This window comes from Terrabacter sp. NPDC000476 (assembly GCF_040300125.1).
Classification (GTDB): domain Bacteria; phylum Actinomycetota; class Actinomycetes; order Actinomycetales; family Dermatophilaceae; genus Terrabacter.
Genome location: NZ_JBEPDF010000001.1, coordinates 693,009 through 709,532 on the forward strand (window position 1 = coordinate 693,009; position 16,524 = coordinate 709,532).

The following is a 16,524-nucleotide window of genomic DNA, read 5'->3' on the forward strand; positions in this document are numbered from 1 at the left end:
CAGGGGTGTCCGCTCACGAGAAGGGCGTGACCGGCGGCGCCACGGCGGCCGGGTCGAGGGTGTCGACGAGCTTCGGCACGACGTTCGTGCCGTCCTTGGTCAGCGTGGCCGTGAACATCGGCTGGAGCAGGGCGTGGTCCTCGGCGCGCACCTGGAGCGCACCCTTGGGTCCCTCGAAGCTCCAGCCCTCCAGCGAGCCGACCATCTTCTCCACGTCGGCGCCGCCCTCCTCGAGGGCGTGCACGATCATCTGCCCCGCGACGAACCCGTCGTTGGTGAAGAGGTCGACGGTGCTCCCCTGCTTCTCGAGCCCGGCCTCCAGCGCCTGGTACGCCGCGTTGTCGGCCGCGCCGGCGAAGAAGTGCGACAGGAAGTCGATCTTCGTCGCGACGGCGCCGAAGAGCGTGTGGGTGGCCTTGATGTCGAGGCCGGTGACGACCTTGGTCTGCTCGAACACGCCCTGCTGGCCGAGGGTCGTCCACATCGCCGTCGCGTTCGCACCGGCCCACGCGACGAAGAGCAGGTCAGGGGCGGCGCCCTTGACCTTGGTCGCGAAGGGCGTGAGATCCGTTGCCGCAGAGGGCACCTCGACGGCATCGACCGTCGCGCCCTTCGCTCCGAGCACGGCGGTCACGGCAGCGACGTTGGCCTTGCCGAACGCGCTGTCCTGCGCGAGGACGGTGACCTTCTTGCCCTTGACGTCGCCGAGCATCGAGCCGGCCGTGGCGACGTCCTGGTAGGTCTGGCGCCCGGAGCGGAACGTGTATCGGTTCGCGCCCGTCACGCCGTCGGCCGCGGCCGGACCGGAGATGAAGAGGACCTTGTTGTCCTGGGCCAGCGGCGCCACCTGCAGCGCCACACCGCTCGAGGTCGAGCCGGCGATAATCGTGTTGCCCTGCCCGATGAGGTCGGTCGCCGACGCGACGGCCTTCGCGGGGTCACCGGCGTCGTCCTGCTCGGTGATCTGGATCCGGTGGCCGCCGACCGCGCCGGAGCCCTTCGTGGCGTAGTCGATGCCGGCCGTCAGCCCCTGGCGGTACTGGGCGCCGTAGCTGGCGAGCGGCCCGGACTTCGAGTAGACGAGGCCGACCTTGTAGGGGGCTGCGGACCCGCCTCCCGACGCCGCGCCGGCGTCACCCGCGGCCGGCGCCCCCGGCTGGCCCGGCGAGCCGCAGGCCGCGACCGACACCGTCATGAACACGCTCGCGAGCGCGACGCTCCACCGCTTGGACACCGATGTCCTCCACCTCTGGCGGGCGCTCGCGCCATTGCCGCAACGAGATCCGTCGACGCCCAACCGTTCGGGCGAAGGTATTGGAGGCCCCGCAGCGCGACGGTGGGACCGGGGCCCACAAACACGCCGGCCGCATGTGCGTCGCCGCCACCCGGATCGGGCCTTCCGCGTCAGCCGTTCCGGGACGGATGCCGGCCGGGGTGTCACAGGCGCGACGGCTGTCTCGTCTGAGATGGCGTGGGTGGACGACCCTGAGCGAGAGAGAAGGAGCGGGACATGAGGATCCTGGTGGCGGGAGCGACGGGCGCGATCGGTCGGCAGCTGGTGCCGCGCCTGGTGCGGGCCGGGCACGAGGTGCACGGGACCACGCGCACCGACACGAAGCAGGCGTTGCTGCGCGGTCTCGGGGCGACACCGCTGGTGGTCGACGCGCTGGACCCCGAGCAGGTGGCGCGGGCCGTCGCGCAGGCCCGCCCCGAGGTGGTCGTGCACCAGCTGACCGCCATCGGGGCGATGGACCTCAGGCACTTCGACCGGGGTTTCGCCGCGACGAACCGGCTCCGCACCGAGGGCACCGACCACCTGCTCTCGGCCGCGCGCGCCGCCGGGGTGGAGCGGTTCGTCGCGCAGAGCTTCTTCGCGGGCTACGACCGCGTCGGCGGGCCCGTCAAGACCGAGCTGGACCCCTTCGGCACCGTGCCGCCGAGCGGGATGGAGCAGACCGTGCGCGCGATCCGGCACGTCGAGGACAGCGTGCTCGGGGCGTCGTGGACCCAGGGACTCGTGCTGCGCTACGGCGGCTTCTACGGTCCGCACACCTCGCTCGGCCCGGACGGCGAGCAGAACGAGGCGGTGCGCCGTCGCCGGTTCCCCGTCGTCGGCGACGGTGGCGGCGTGTGGTCGTTCGTGCACGTCGCCGACGCGGCCGAGGCGACGGTCGCCGCCGTCGAGGGCGGGGCGCCCGGCGTCTACAACGTCGTCGACGACGAGCCGGCCACCGTCGCGACGTGGCTGCCGGTGCTCGCGGAGTCTCTGGGGGCCCGCCCGCCGATGCGCGTGCCACGGCTGGTCGGCCGGCTCCTCGCGGGCGAGACTGGCACCGTGATGATGACCGAGCTGCGCGGCGCGTCGAACGCCAGGGCAAGGCAGGCGCTGGGGTGGGCACCGCGGCACGCCTCGTGGCGCGACGGCTTCCGCGAGCTGGGCGACCCGGCCCGGACCGAGAGCGGCACGCCGACGTGAGCGACGCGGACCGTCCCGCGCCCACGGCCCGGGACCGTGAGCAGCTGCTGGCCGACGTGCGGCCCGTGGCCTTCGGCATCGCCTACCGGATGCTCGGCAGCGTCACCGAGGCCGAGGACGTCGTGCAGGAGGCGCTGCTGCGGGTGCACCGCTCGCTCGAGGCCGGCGAGCCGATCGCCTCGCCCCGGGCCTACACCGCCACGGTGGCGACCCGCCTCGCGATGGACGAGCTGCGGTCGGCCCGGGTGCGGCGCGAACGCTACGTCGGTGACTGGCTGCCGGAGCCGATCCTCACGGACGGCCGAGGTGACCACGTCGACCCCGCCCGGGCGACGGAGACCGCCGACTCGCTGTCGATGGCGCTGCTCGTGGTGCTCGAGAGCCTGTCGCCGGAGCAGCGGGCGGTGCTGCTGCTGCACGACGTCTTCGGCTACGGCTACGGCGAGGTCGCGACGATCGTCGGCAAGGGCGAAGCCAACGTGCGCCAGCTCGCGGTGCGGGCGCGCCGCCACGTCGAGGACCGCCGCCCGCGCTTCACGACGACGCCTCAGGCGCAGAGCGAGCTGGCGAGCCGCTTCTTCGCCGCGGCCCGCTCGGGCGACCTCGCCGGGCTCGAGTCGCTCCTCACCCACGACGTGGAGCTCGTCGGCGACGGCGGCGGCAAGGCGCCCTCCCTTGCGCGCTCGCAGCGCGGCCGCAGGCGCGTCGCGCACACGCTCACGAACTGGCTGCGCGCCCTGCGGCGCCTGCCCGACACGGAGGTGCGGCTCGCCGAGGTCAACGGCGGACCGGGCGCGACCTTCCTCGTCGAGGGCCGGCTGCTCGCCGTCTGGGCCCTGGAGGTCCGCGACGGCCAGGTGGCCGGCATCCGAGCGATCGTCAACCCCGACAAGCTCGCCCACCTCGGACCGGTGGGCGACGCCAACGCCCTCGTCCGTCGCGTCAGCGGCGCCGGTCCACCACGGCCCACGACGCCGCCGCACTGACGGCCGCGACCGCGAGGACGGAGGGCCACGGGCCGATCCGCCTGGCCAGCACGTGCGACGCACCGAAGCCGCCGAGGTAGACCGCGGCCAGCCCGGCCGTCGCCGGGGCGCCGGCCCTGGCCAGCCAGGTGCGGCCGGCGTAGAGCCCGGCGGCGCCGAGCACGACCCCTCCGAGCGGACGGATGCCGGACTCGCGGGCGGCGACGTAGCCGCCGACGAGCCCGAGGGCGGCGATGGGTGCCGTCGTCACGTCGGTCGCGTCGCGCAGCCCCACGTCAGAGCCTCGGCTCGAGGTCGGCGACGACCTGGTCGGCCGTGAGGCCGAGGTCCTCGAGGATCTGGCCGCGCGAGGCGTGGTCGAGGAAGCGCTTCGGGATGCCGTAGGTGTGCACCGGCACGTCGAGCCCGGCCTCGCGCAGCGCCAGCGTGACGGCCGCCCCGATGCCGCCGCTCACGAGGTTGTCCTCGACGACGGCGACCGCACCCGACCGGCGGGCCAGCTCGACCACGCCGTCGCCGACCGGGAGCACCCAGCGCGGGTCGACGACACGGACCGTGCGCCCGTGGGCCGCGATCTTCTCGCCGGCCTCGGTGGCCAGCGCGGCGAAGGCCCCGACCCCGACGACGAGCAGGTCGACGTCGTCGCCGGCGTTCTCGAAGAGCACGTCGACGCCGTCGACCGTGCGCACCGCGGTGAGCGGGTCGGCCACGTCGCCCTTGGGGAAGCGGATGACGGTCGGCCCGTCCGAGACGTCGACCGCCTCGCGCAGCTGGCGGCGCACCTGGTCGCCGTCCCGGGGCGCCGCGAGCCGCAGCCCGGGCACGATGCCGGCCAGGGTCATGTCCCACATCCCGTTGTGCGAGGCACCGTCGCTGCCGGTGACACCTGCCCGGTCGAGCACGAAGGTGATGCCCGCGCGGTGCAGGGCGCAGTCCATGAGGAGCTGGTCGAAGGCGCGGTTGAGAAAGGTCGCGTAGACGGCGACGACGGGGTGGAGGCCGGCATACGCGAGGCCGGAGGCCATCGTGACCGCGTGCTGCTCGGCGATGCCGACGTCGAAGACACGCTCGGGGTAGGCGGCGGCGAAGCCGTCGAGGCCGACGGGGATGAGCATGGCGGCGGTCAGGGCGACGACGTCCTCGCGGTCGCGCCCGAGCGCGACCATCTCGTCGTTGAACTCGTCGGTCCAGATGCGCCCGCCGACCTCGAAGGGCAGGCCCGTCTCCGGGTTGATCTTGCCGACGCTGTGGAACTGGTCGGCGGTGTCGTCGATCGCGGGCTGGTAGCCGCGGCCCTTCTGGGTGATGACGTGGACGATGACGGGGCCGCCGAACTCCTTGGCCTGGCGCAGCGCCTTCTCGACGGCGGGCTCGTCGTGGCCGTCGACGGGGCCGAGGTACTTCAGGCCGAGGTCCTCGAACATGCCCTGCGGCGCAACGATGTCCTTGATGCCCTTCTTGACGCCGTGCAGCGTCTCGAACATCGCGCCGCCGACGACCGGCGTGCGGGCGAGCGACCGCTTGCCCCAGTCGAGGAAGCGCTCGTAGCCGCGGGTCGTCCGCAGGGTCGCGAGGTGGTCGGCGAGCCCGCCGATCGTCGGGGCGTAGGAGCGCTCGTTGTCGTTGACGACGATGACGAGCGGGAGCGTCTTGTCGACGGCGATGTTGTTGATCGCCTCCCACGCCATGCCGCCGGTCAGCGCCCCGTCACCGATGACGGCCACCGTGTGGCGGCCCTGGTCGCCGCGCAGCCGTCGGCCCTTGGCGATGCCGTCGGCCCACGACAGCGACGTCGAGGCGTGCGAGTTCTCGACCACGTCGTGCTCGGACTCGGCGCGGCTCGGGTAGCCCGAGAGCCCGCCGCGCTTCTTCAGCTGGCTGAAGTCGTGGCGGCCGGTGAGCAGCTTGTGCACGTAGGACTGGTGGCCGGTGTCGAAGACGATCGCGTCGCGCGGCGAGTCGAGGACACGGTGCAGCGCGATGGTCAGCTCGACGACGCCGAGGTTGGGCCCGAGGTGCCCACCGGTCTTGGACACCTCGCCGACGAGGAAGGTGCGGATCTCCTCGGCGAGAGCCGGCAGCTGGGTCGCGGGCAGCGCCTTGAGCGCCGCCGGGCTCGTGATGGTCTCCAGCAGGGCCACGCTGCCTCGTCCTCTCGGTGGTGGGTCGTGCGCCCACGCGTGCGTGGGTCGATCGAGTCTACGGGTCAACGTCCGGCGCCTCGCAATGGTGCGCGCCGGGGCGCTCGACCGCGTCACACGATCCTCACCGGGGCTCCCGCACCGCGTCACAGACGGGGCGCGAAGACCTTGCCCTGGAGCGCCTCGTGGAGCAGGCGGGTGGAGCGCGAGGCGGCGAGGAGCCGGATGCCCTCGGCCTCGATCTGCCCGAGGATCTCGGTCAGGGCGTCGGCGGGCACGTGCGGCCCGATCGCCACGCGCGCCTCGCGCCACGCGTCGCGCATGGCGACGACCTGGCCGTCGAGGTGCCGGCCGGTCAGCCAGGCGAGCGCGATCGGGTGTCGCCGCCACCCGGCATACGCCCGGTAGTCGGGCGGGCACTGGTCGAGCAGCCACAGGACGGCCCGCTCCTCCCAGCCGGGGGTGTGCGCGGGCGGGACGCCCGGCGGCCACCCGGGCGGGGTGTGCCCTCGTGACCCGGACGGCGTCGGACTCGGCATGCCCCCAGTCTGCCTCGCCTACGCTCGGGTCATGACGACGGTCGGCTGGGTCACGGCGTTCGTCGACCTGCCGCCCGGGGTCCACGAGGCGGGCACCCGCTTCTGGTCCGCAGTGACGGCGTATGCGGTGTCGCCGGCCCGCGGCGACGAGGGCGAGTTCACGACGCTCGTGCCCCCGGTCGGCGACCCCTACCTCAAGCTCCAGCGCACCCGTGGCGGGGGCGGTAGCCGTGGCGCCGGCGGCTCCGGGCCCGGCACCCACCTCGACCTGCACGTCGCGTCGCCGATCGAGTCGGCCGCTCACGCGGAGGGGCTCGGGGCCGAGGTCGTGCACCGGTCGGAGCACGGCTACGTCGTGCTGCGTTCCCCCGGCGGCTTCGTCCTCTGCCTCGTCCACGAGCCGCTGGGCTCGCGGCCGTCGCCCACCCGGTGGCCGCAGCAGCACGAGAGCATCGTCGACCAGGTGTGCCTCGACATCCCGCCGGACGCCTACGAGGTCGAGTGCGCGTTCTGGTCGGAGCTGACGCGGTGGCCGGTCCGCCGGTCGGTGAGCCGGCCCGAGTTCCGGCACCTCGTGCGCCCGGACGGCATCCCGCTGCGGCTGCTGCTCCAGCGACTCGACGAGGCGTCGTCCGGGCCGGTCACGGGACACCTGGACCTCGCGAGCGACGACCGGGCCACCGAGGTCGCCCGGCACCGCGCGCTCGGCGCCACGGTCGTCGGCGACCACGGCGGCGGCTGGACCGTGCTCCGCGACCCCGCGGGCGGGCTCTACTGCGTCACCGACCGAGACCCGCGAACGGGCCTCGGCCGCTGACGCGTCCGATCAGGTCACCAGTTGCGCTCGTGGCGCGGGGCGTGCGGTAACCGGTGGCGCTCGGGGTGGATGACGTAGACGATCCCGCCGCTGTGCGGCACCCACACGTTCTCGAACTGCTCCCGGTCGTAGACGACGCGGACCTCGCGGTTGTCGCGGATGAGGTGCGAGGCCGGGTCGTTGCACACGACGTCGCCGTCCCGGGTGAAGCCGACGACGACCATGAGGTGGCCGTTCGTGCCGTAGCCCGCGCCGTCGAGCTCCCCCTTCTCGAAGGACACCGACGTCACGAGCGGGATGCCGGCGGCGATGAAGTCCTCGGCCTCGGTGAGCGACCGCAGTCGGGTCACGAAGCCGCGCATGCGGGGTCGGGTCGCGGCGTACGCGGCGTTGAACGGCCAGTTGCCGGCGCCGTCGTAGGTGTAGTCGAAGACGTTGCGCGCCGCGAAGTCGACCTGCGGGTCGGCCTCGTCGGGGCGGGCCTGCGTCACCCACGCCGTCTCGTCGCGGCGGGGGCCGGCGCCCCAGTACGCGAGCACCATCGACGTCGACGTCGGCGAGCACCACGCCTCACCGCCGTTGTCCCACTCCGGGAAGTGCCCGATGTGGGTCTCCTGAGAGAAGGTCGGCACGTCGAGCACCCGGCCGCGGGCGCGGCCCTGCGGGCTGCGCGGCACGCGCTCGGTGTCGGGCAGCGCCGAGGCCATGGCGCCGACCGCCCGCAGGCGCGGCGTCTCGTGGGTGCCGGCGGGACGCATCAGCCGCACGACGAGCTGCCACTCGTCGAGAACGTGGCCGCTGCGGGTCGCGAGGGTGTCGGTGTAGACGGTCGCGACCGTGTCGCCCTGCCCGTTCACCGACGTGCGGTGGATGCCGCCGCCCTGCTCGGGGTCGTAGCGGCACCAGCGCCCCAGCACGTACTCCTTGGTGGCCGTGCCGCCGCTGCGGCCACGCACCCCGACCTCGATCCACGAGCGGCCGGGGGTGTCGGCGTTCCACGACGACACGAGCTCGGTGAGGCCGAAGCCGGGACGCACGACGGGCGAGACCCACGTCGCGACCTCGTATGAGCGCACGCTCGCCGAGGCGTCGTGCGGGTCGACGTAGTCGCGCTTCTCGCCGAAGCGGCCGACGCGCAGCTCGCGCCCGCTCCACTCGCGGTAGGCGATGTGCCGGTCGCTCGGGTGGGCACCCTCGTCGGGACGGGACGGGTGGCGCGTGTCGGGAGCCGTCGGGGCGGCCGGTGCACCGGTGGCGTGGGCGGAGCCGGCCGTCACCAGGCCGACGAGCGCGGCGCCGGCGGTGGAGCCGAGGACCGTCCGACGGCTCGGCGGGACGAGGGCTGGGGTGGGTTGACGCGACATGACGCACCTTCCGGGCAGGGCTGCGGGGCTGTGGAGCGCCGTCAGTCAACACCCACCGCACGGCCTCGCGGGAGGTTTGTGTGGAAAATTCTCGCGATGCGAGCAGCAGACGCAGGAAATTTACGTCCTCTTGACCGGACGCGCCGGACTCACGCCCAGTTGGCCTCGGCCGGGGCGGTTGGCAGCGCCACGTCGTGCGGGTGCACGACGTACGCGAGGCCGCCCGTGTCGCCGAGCCAGACCCGCTCGAACTGGTCGCGGCGGAAGACCGAGCGCACCTGCTCGTTGCTCGCGGTCCGGTGCGAGTTGGGGTCGTTGGAGATGACGTCGCCGTCGGCCGTGAAGCCGACGATCGTCAGCAGGTGCCCCTCGGTCTCGTACCCGGCGCCGTCGAGCTCGTCCTGCGTGAAGCTCACCGAGACCACGAGCGGCACGCCGGCCGCGACGAACGCCTCCGCCTCGGTGAGGTCGCGCAGGCGGGTGACGTAGGCACGCAACCCGCGCGCGCCGGCATACGCGGTGTTGAAGGCCCAGTTGCCGGCGCCCTCGTAGCGGTGGTCGAAGACGCGGCGGACGCCGTGCACGACCTGTGGGTCGGTGTCGTGCCCCACCCAGGCGTGCTCCTCGGGGCACGGGCCACGGTCCCAGTGCTCGAGGATCATCGTCATCGACGTCGGTGAGCACCAGGACTGGCCGCCGCCGTTCCACTGCGGGAACGTGTCGATGTGCAGTCGCTGCGAGTACGGCGGCACGGCGATCTCGGTGCCGTACGCCGCCGCCGCCTCGCCGCTCGACAGCGGGCTCGTGGGCTCGGCCGGGTCGATCTCGAAGCGGGACGCCGACCCCGCGACCAGTGAGAGCTCGGGCTGCTCGGTGGCACCGGCCGCCGTGAGGGCGGTGACCCGCACCTGCCACCGGTCGAAGGTGCGACCGTCGGCGGCGCGCCACGTGTCCGTCGACACCCGACCGGCGTCGAAGCGCTGGTCGTCGACGGTGGTCCGCGTGATGGGGGCCCCTCCCTCGGGGTCGTCCTCCGCCCAGTGCGCGAGCACGAACCACGGGGTCCACCCGGAGTCGTCGGCGACCCGACCCTCGACGCACAGCCACGTTCCAGCGGGCGTGCGGGCGTTCCACGACGGGATGAGCTCCGTTGCGGCGAAAGGCACTTCGGCGACGGGTGAGGTCCACGACCGCGCTGCGTAGGTGCGCTCGGGCGCACCGTCGACGTGGGCGTCTGCATGGCGGACGTCCTGGCCAGGTGCCCACTCGAATCCGGACTCCCACACGGACAGGCTCGCGCGTCGTTCACTCACGCGTCGAGCATGCCACTGATGCCCGGATGCCGTCCGGCCGGGTCCCACCTCTTCGTGGACGCCCGCGGACGCCGACGGGCCCCGCACACCGCGCGAGGCGGCATACGGGACCCGTGGGGTGCTGGCTGCGTCAGCCGGCGACGAGCGAGCGCAGGACGTACTGCAGGATGCCGCCGTTGCGGTAGTAGTCCGCCTCGCCGGGGGTGTCGATGCGCACGACGGCGTCGAACTCGACCGTCTCGCCCGACTCCTGGGTGGCGACGACCTTGACGGTCTTCGGCGTCGAGCCCTCGTTGAGCGCGGTGATGCCGGTGATGGAGAAGGTCTCGGTGCCGTCGAGGCCGAGCGAGTCGGCGTTCTCGCCCGCGGGGTACTGCAGCGGGATGACGCCCATGCCGATGAGGTTGGAGCGGTGGATGCGCTCGTAGCTCTCGGCGACGACCGCCTTGACGCCGAGCAGGCTGGTGCCCTTGGCCGCCCAGTCGCGCGAGGAGCCGGAGCCGTACTCCTTGCCCGACAGGATGACGAGCGGGGTGCCGGCGGCGGCGTAGCTCTGGGCCGCGTCGTAGATCGTCGTCTGCTCGCCGCCCTGGGTGAAGTCCCGGGTGAAGCCGCCCTCGACGCCGTCGAGGAGCAGGTTCTTCAGGCGGATGTTGGCGAACGTGCCGCGGATCATGACCTCGTGGTTGCCGCGGCGCGAGCCGTAGGAGTTGAAGTCCTTGCGCTCGACGCCGTGCTCGGCGAGGTAGCGACCCGCGGGGCTGTCGTTCTTGATGGCACCGGCCGGGCTGATGTGGTCGGTCGTCACCGAGTCGCCCAGCTTGGCGAGGACGCGGGCGCCCTCGATGTCGGCGACGGGAGTCGTCTCCATCGACATGCCGTCGAAGTACGGGGGCTTGCGCACGTAGGTCGACTCGCCGTCCCACGCGAAGGTGTCACCCTCGGGGGTCGGCAGCGACTGCCAGCGCTCGTCACCGGCGAAGACGTCGGCGTAGTCCTCGGTGAACATCTCCTGGTTGATCGACGCCGCGATGGTGCGCTCGACGTCGGCGGGCGCCGGCCAGATGTCCTTGAGGAAGACGTCGTTGCCGTCGGTGTCCTGGCCGAGCGGCTCGGACTCGAAGTCGAAGTCCATGGTGCCGGCGAGGGCGTAGGCGATGACGAGGGGCGGGCTCGCGAGGTAGTTCATCTTCACGTCGGGGTTGATGCGACCCTCGAAGTTGCGGTTGCCCGAGAGGACCGAGGTGACAGCGAGGTCGTTGTCGTTGATCGCCTGGGAGATCTCCTCGTTGAGCGGGCCCGAGTTGCCGATGCACGTCGTGCAGCCGTAGCCGACGAGGTGGAAGCCGAGCTTCTCGAGGTAGGGCCACATGCCGGCCTTGTCGTAGTAGCCCGTCACGACCTTGGAGCCCGGCGCCATCGACGTCTTGACCCAGGGGGCGACCGACAGGCCCTTCTCCACCGCGTTCTTCGCGAGCATGGCCGCGGCCATCATGACCGACGGGTTCGAGGTGTTGGTGCAGCTCGTGATCGAGGCGATCGAGACGATGCCGTGGTCGATCTCGAACTCGCGGCCCTCGGCGTCGGTCACGCGGACCTTCTTGGTCGGGCGGCCGTTCGTGGCGCCCTCGGCGGGCTTGTCACCGCCGTCGTCGACGCCGGGGTCGCTCGCCGGGAAGGACTCGGCCTCGCCGGAGTCGCCCTCGTCGTGCGCGACGTACGTGGGCAGCACCTTGCGGAAGGCGTCCTTGGCGTCGCTCAGGGCGATGCGGTCCTGGGGGCGCTTCGGGCCGGCGATCGAGGGCACGACCGTGGAGAGGTCGAGCTCGAGGTACTCGCTGTAGCGGGCCTCGGGGGTCTCGGCCGAGAGCCACATGCCCTGCTCCTTGGCGTAGGCCTCGACGAGGGCGACGCTCTCGTCGGACCGGCCGGTGAGGCGCAGGTAGTCGAGGGTGACGTCGTCGATCGGGAAGATCGCGCAGGTGGAGCCGAACTCGGGGCTCATGTTGCCGATCGTGGCGCGGTTCGCGAGCGGCACCTGGGCCACGCCCTCGCCGTAGAACTCGACGAACTTGCCGACGACGCCGTGCTTGCGCAGCATCTCGGTGATGGTGAGCACGACGTCGGTGGCCGTGGCGCCCGAGGGAATCGAGCCCTTGAGCTTGAAGCCGACGACGCGCGGGATGAGCATCGAGACGGGCTGACCGAGCATGGCGGCCTCGGCCTCGATGCCGCCGACGCCCCAGCCGAGCACGCCGAGGCCGTTGACCATCGTCGTGTGCGAGTCGGTGCCGACGCAGGTGTCGGGGTAGGCCACGCGCTCGCCGTCGATCTCGCGGACCATGACGGTGCGGGCGAGGTGCTCGATGTTGACCTGGTGGACGATGCCGGTGCCCGGCGGCACGACCTTGAAGTCGTCGAAGGCCGTCTGGCCCCAGCGCAGGAACTGGTAGCGCTCCTTGTTGCGCTCATACTCGATCTCGACGTTGCGCTCGAAGGCGTCGGCGCGGCCGAAGACGTCGATGATGACCGAGTGGTCGATGACGAGCTCGGCCGGCGCGAGCGGGTTGATCTTCGCGGCGTCGCCGCCGAGGTCGGCGACGGCCTCACGCATCGTGGCGAGGTCGACGACGCAGGGCACACCGGTGAAGTCCTGCATGATGACGCGGGCGGGCGTGAACTGGATCTCGGTGTCGGGCTCGGCGGTCTCGTCCCACGAGCCGATGGCCCGGATGTGGTCGGCCGTGATGTTGGCGCCGTCCTCGGTGCGCAGCAGGTTCTCGAGGAGGACCTTGAGGCTGTAGGGCAGCGTCTGCTGCCCCTCGACCTGGGCGAGGCGGTAGATCTCGTAGGACTGGCCTCCGACCTCGAGGGTCCCCTTGGCCTTGAAGCTGTCAACACTGCCCACGACGGGCTCCTTCCAGCAGCGAATGATGGATCGCGGTGCTCAATTTATCTTGACGTCAAGATATATCTAACCACACGGACCGCCTCTTGTCAGTCCACCCCTACCCGCCCATCCTCGCGGGCTCCCAGGCCCGTGTCTGCCCCGGCGGTGCACGGATCCGTCGACTCGGGACGCCGCGCCGACCACACCAGCCCGGCCACCGGCTCCCCCGCCTCGAGCCGCAGGTGGACCGGCCGCAGGGTTACGTCGTGCAGGCCGGCGGCGCCCGAGGTCAGCTCGAGCTCGCGCGCCCGGTGGGCATACCGCCCCGAGGGGGTCAGCCGCCACCCGTCGGCGCCCTCCCCCGCCAGCTCCTCGACGGTGGCGACGAGCACGCCGCCCGGGCGCAGGGCGCCCCGGACGGCCTCGGCCACCTCGCCCAGGTCGCCGAGGTAGCAGAGGGTGTCGACGCACACCACGAGGTCGTATGCGTCCGGCTGGTGACGCAGGAAGGTGACGAGCTCAGCCCGGTGCAGCATGTCGTAGCAGCCGCGCCGCTGCGCCCGGCGCAGCATGCCGAGCGAGAGGTCGCAGCCGACGAGGGTGCGCGCCCACGGACGGACGAGCCGCCCGGCGAGACCGGTGCCGCAGCCGAGGTCGGCGACGACGAGCACCCCCGCCGGCGCGCCCAGCAGCTCGGCGACCCGCTCGGCCGCGAGCTCCGGAGCGCGGTATCCCAGCCCGGCGAGGTGCGGGTCGAACTGGTCTGCGACGGCGTCGAAGAGCGCCGTGACGTAGTCGTCGGGCGCGCGGCGCGGCACCGGGAGCCCGCCGAGCCCACCGAGCGCGGCGAGGCGGTGCCGGGCGGCGGGATGGTCCGGCTCGAGCGCGCACCACCGGCGCACGAGGTCGAGCGCGTCCTCGTGCCGGCGCTCCGCGGTGAGCGCGTGGAGCGCCGCCGAGAGGGCCGACCGGCCGCGGGTTGCGTCCGGGTCGAGCTCGATCGAACGCAGCGCTGCCGTCCCGGCGCCGACGGCGTCACCGCCCACGCGTAGGGCGGTCGCGAGGTTGGCCCACGTGGGCGGGTCCTCCTCGTGCGCGTCGAGGCTGGTCCGGTAGGCCTCGATCGCCTCGGCCGTCCGCCCCGACTCGAGCCGCAGGTTGCCGAGGTCGTTCCACAGGGCTGCCACCACGCGGGCCGCCCCGGCCGCGACCGGGCCCGCCGATGCCGACCCCAGCACCTCCTCCGCCGTCGGCGCTCGGGCCGCAGCCAGTGCTGCGGCGATCAGGGCCTCGGCAGTCGCGTCGTCCTGCTGGAGGTGCGCCGCGACGGCGCGCAGCTGGAGCACCGCGACGTCGTCCGGCGCGCCGGCCAGGACGCGATCCGCTCCCACTCCGTCGCGCGCCCGCAGCCGGTCCCGGGCAGCCTCGAGGCGAGCGCCGAGACCGCTCTGGGCACCGCCCATCAGCCCATCTTGTTCGACCGGACGTCCCAGGCGAACCGTGAGGTGCGGCCCGTGGGTCCGCCCCCGTGGCCCGGCTCGGCGTAGTCGATGCTGATCCACGACGGCTGCAGGCTGACCTGTTCGTTGAGCTCGTCCTCGTCGCCCGACACGAGCACCTCGGTGACGACGAGATCCTTCATCGTCACGGTGACGAAGTCCTCGTCGGCACCCGGCCGGGCGACGGTGAGGATGGCCTCCTTGAGGTGCTTGCCGGTCGCGGCGCTGGCCGCGAGCAGGGGCGAGGCGAGGTCGTAGCGGTGGATGATCTGGAACTCGTGGGCCCGCGCCTTGCCGGCGCCCGCTCCCCCGCCCGTCGGCGCGCTCGTGGTCGCGCTGATGCCCCAGTCCCACGAGAGGACCTCGACGGCGCCCTGGTGGTCCTTGCTCTGGCTGCCGCCCTCGATGCCGTCGAACTTCATGAACGCATCCATGTCGCCTCCACCTCGTGCTGGCCTCTCCTGACGCTAGCACCGGGTGGGTGGGGCCACCCGGCTTTCGAGCGGTGGCTCCCAGCCGCCCACGGACCCGCAGACCCACGGGCTCGCCCACTGCTCGACTGCCCTTACCTCGACTCCCGCACATCGACTCCCGGCACATCGACTCAACTGGCTCAGGCCGCGTCCAGCCTGACGTCGGCCGGGTGCGTGACGTAGGTGCGTCCCGTGGGCGAGGTCCAGGTGCAGTCGCCGTTGGGCGACAGGACGAGCGTCCAGCCGGCGTGGTGCTTGAAGCCGTGGTGCGTGCGACAGAGGCTCAACAGGTTGTGCTCTGTGGTCGGGCCCTCGGGGAACGGCACCACGTGGTCGAGGTCGCAGCGCCGTGCGGCGACGCCACACCCCGGGAACCGGCAGGTCCGGTCACGGTCCCGCACCGCCCTGGCCAGCGCCGCGTTGGGTCGGTATCGGCCCGGGTCACAAGCCGACGTCACGCCGGTCGTGGCGTCGGCGCGCGACAGTCGCAGCACCACGTCGGGGTCGGTGAGCACGGCGACGAGGGCATCGGTGAGGATCCAGCCGGCCCGTGGATCTCGCACCCCGAGCTCGGGCGGTCGCCACCGGCCGAGGTGCAGGCCGTGTCGTGCCAGCATCTGGGCCGCCAGCTGCTCCCAGCCACGACGACGCGACTCGTGCTCATGGAGCATCAGGACGTGCGCGAGCGTGTCTGCCGGCAGGGGTGGCGATGGCTGGCCGTCGACGAGGCCGGCCGGCCCGAACAGCTCCGACGCGACAGCCTGCTCACTCGCGAGGGTATGGCCTGCCACATGCTCGAGACCGTGCGCGGCCAACCACGACGACGCGCTCTCGGCGATCCTCGATGCGGTCCTCTCCGAGCGCCGGAGGCTCCACGCGAACGCCGCCACGCCAGTGGGATCCGGGGCGGCGCCGGTGCTGGGGTCGGTGCCGGACTCGAAGACGACAGAGCCTGATGCAGCGTCTGGCTCGAGGCCCACGCCACTCGCCGGACCGGCAGTCGCACCGTCTGGCCCGTCCGCACCCGCGCGCTGACGTACGACGGCACCCGGGGTCGCTGCGTCGTCGGCAGCCGAGCCCGGCACGGACGCGTCGCCGGCGTCTCCGACGAAGGCCGGAAGGATCAGCTCCACGGTCGTCGTGACAGTGGCCTGGCCCAGGAGCAGGTCGACGAGCGCGTCGGCCCGCGCCTGGTCGATCGTGAGACCCGGATCGGCCCGGACGTACTCGTGTGCGAGCTCGTCGATGGCCGCCCACGCCTGCGCCGACCGCATCGACGGCAGGGACGCCCTCCACCAGGCCATGCCGGGGTCGGTGCCGGGCTCCACCCGGACGAACCGGTCGCGCAGGCCGAGCTGCGCCCGCCGCTCCATGGCCGCGGGATCGACGGCCAGAGCCGCGCGCTCGCAGACCCGCCGCAGCCGTTGCGGTGTCAGCGAGGTCACGTCGGGATCGCAAGTGACCGCGGCGTCGAAGATCGTGCGGGCCGGGACCGCAACGAGCTGTGCGTGGTCGACGATGACGTCGGTCTGGCGTCGGTCGAGCTGCCCGCCGAGCGCCAGGGCCAGCGTGCGGGGCAGGTCGTCGACGAGGCAGAGCGCACGCGCCACGTGCGCCTCACACGCGCGTGGGGTGGCTCGAAGGAGCGGGGCGACGCTCGAGGCCACCTGCTTGACCGACGAGGGACGGTACTCGCTGCCGTCTCCCCCGTCGTCGGCGAGGTCGGCGTAGTCGATCTCCTCTCCCCGGACGAGGGCCGCCAGTGCGAGCTCCTGCAGCGCGTCGAGCGCGTTGACCGCGCGCTGCGTCACGACCAGGACGGCTTCGGCGCAGGACTGGTCGAGCGTGCGGACGCCCTCCGGCACGATCCGCGCCACGACCGCGGCCTGCGCGGTGAGCGGCAGGGCGTCGAACACGGCAGCCGGGATCCGCGTGAGCACCTCGAGCGCAACGCCCGGCGAGACCTCGCGGGTCTGCTCCGATGCTGACGTCTTTGCCATGTTCGAACACTAGTACGAACCACCGA

At 72.8% G+C, this 16,524-nt stretch carries 13 protein-coding genes; 3 read left to right on the top strand and 10 right to left on the bottom strand.

From position 1 onward, the window contains the following. Positions 1 to 13: 13 nt before the first annotated feature. On the bottom strand, positions 14 to 1,234 hold the full coding sequence (locus ABT295_RS03240) for a substrate-binding domain-containing protein (protein WP_352392975.1): 1,221 nt from the start codon (positions 1,232 to 1,234) through the stop codon (positions 14 to 16). Positions 1,235 to 1,510: 276 nt separating this feature from the next. Between ABT295_RS03240 and ABT295_RS03245 the strand changes: the two genes are divergently transcribed. Together ABT295_RS03245 and sigJ are read left to right on the top strand one after the other, a co-directional pair. Then, the gene (locus tag ABT295_RS03245; RefSeq protein WP_352392976.1) at positions 1,511 to 2,476 is read left to right on the top strand and encodes an NAD-dependent epimerase/dehydratase family protein; all 966 of its coding nucleotides are present in this window, start codon (positions 1,511 to 1,513) and stop codon (positions 2,474 to 2,476) included. Next, a complete protein-coding gene (gene sigJ / locus ABT295_RS03250) occupies positions 2,473 to 3,462 on the top strand; it encodes an RNA polymerase sigma factor SigJ (RefSeq protein WP_352392977.1) in 990 nt (329 codons plus the stop codon). Before ABT295_RS03245 ends, sigJ begins: the two co-directional genes overlap by 4 nt. Here the strand turns inward: sigJ and ABT295_RS03255 are convergent. From ABT295_RS03255 to ABT295_RS03265, 3 genes are all read right to left on the bottom strand, one after another. Beyond that, positions 3,419 to 3,736 carry a hypothetical protein gene (locus ABT295_RS03255; RefSeq protein WP_352392978.1) on the bottom strand — a complete coding sequence of 106 codons (318 nt, stop codon included), beginning with the start codon at positions 3,734 to 3,736 and terminating at the stop codon, positions 3,419 to 3,421. The two genes, sigJ and ABT295_RS03255, sit on opposite strands and share 44 nt — an antisense overlap. A 1-nt stretch (position 3,737) precedes the next feature. Further along, positions 3,738 to 5,603 (bottom strand): 1-deoxy-D-xylulose-5-phosphate synthase, encoded by a 1,866-nt coding sequence (gene dxs / locus ABT295_RS03260; RefSeq protein ID WP_352392979.1) that lies wholly within the window; start codon positions 5,601 to 5,603, stop codon positions 3,738 to 3,740. 146 nt (positions 5,604 to 5,749) lie between these two features. After that, entirely contained in the window at positions 5,750 to 6,142 is a 393-nt protein-coding gene (locus ABT295_RS03265) for a hypothetical protein (RefSeq protein WP_352392980.1), read from the bottom strand. A gap of 31 nt (positions 6,143 to 6,173) precedes the next feature. Between ABT295_RS03265 and ABT295_RS03270 the strand changes: the two genes are divergently transcribed. Continuing rightward, positions 6,174 to 6,959, top strand: coding sequence for a VOC family protein (locus ABT295_RS03270; protein WP_352392981.1), 786 nt, complete (start codon positions 6,174 to 6,176; stop codon positions 6,957 to 6,959). Between the two features lie 14 nt (positions 6,960 to 6,973). On the opposite strand, the gene ABT295_RS03275 is transcribed toward ABT295_RS03270, so the two are convergent. From ABT295_RS03275 to ABT295_RS03300, 6 genes are all read right to left on the bottom strand, one after another. Then, positions 6,974 to 8,323 (bottom strand): C39 family peptidase, encoded by a 1,350-nt coding sequence (locus tag ABT295_RS03275; protein ID WP_352392982.1) that lies wholly within the window; start codon positions 8,321 to 8,323, stop codon positions 6,974 to 6,976. A gap of 149 nt (positions 8,324 to 8,472) precedes the next feature. Continuing rightward, the gene (locus ABT295_RS03280) at positions 8,473 to 9,636 is read right to left on the bottom strand and encodes a C39 family peptidase (RefSeq protein WP_352392983.1); all 1,164 of its coding nucleotides are present in this window, start codon (positions 9,634 to 9,636) and stop codon (positions 8,473 to 8,475) included. A 130-nt stretch (positions 9,637 to 9,766) separates the two neighbouring features. Beyond that, positions 9,767 to 12,544 (bottom strand): aconitate hydratase AcnA, encoded by a 2,778-nt coding sequence (gene acnA / locus ABT295_RS03285; protein ID WP_352392984.1) that lies wholly within the window; start codon positions 12,542 to 12,544, stop codon positions 9,767 to 9,769. Positions 12,545 to 12,633: 89 nt separating this feature from the next. Beyond that, positions 12,634 to 13,989 (bottom strand): methyltransferase, encoded by a 1,356-nt coding sequence (locus ABT295_RS03290; protein WP_352392985.1) that lies wholly within the window; start codon positions 13,987 to 13,989, stop codon positions 12,634 to 12,636. Next, positions 13,989 to 14,459 carry an Hcp family type VI secretion system effector gene (locus ABT295_RS03295; RefSeq protein WP_352392986.1) on the bottom strand — a complete coding sequence of 157 codons (471 nt, stop codon included), beginning with the start codon at positions 14,457 to 14,459 and terminating at the stop codon, positions 13,989 to 13,991. The genes ABT295_RS03290 and ABT295_RS03295 overlap by 1 nt, the downstream gene beginning before the upstream one ends. Before the next feature lie 179 nt (positions 14,460 to 14,638). Beyond that, positions 14,639 to 16,498, bottom strand: coding sequence for an HNH endonuclease signature motif containing protein (locus tag ABT295_RS03300; RefSeq protein ID WP_352392987.1), 1,860 nt, complete (start codon positions 16,496 to 16,498; stop codon positions 14,639 to 14,641). Between the last annotated feature and the right edge of the window lie 26 nt (positions 16,499 to 16,524).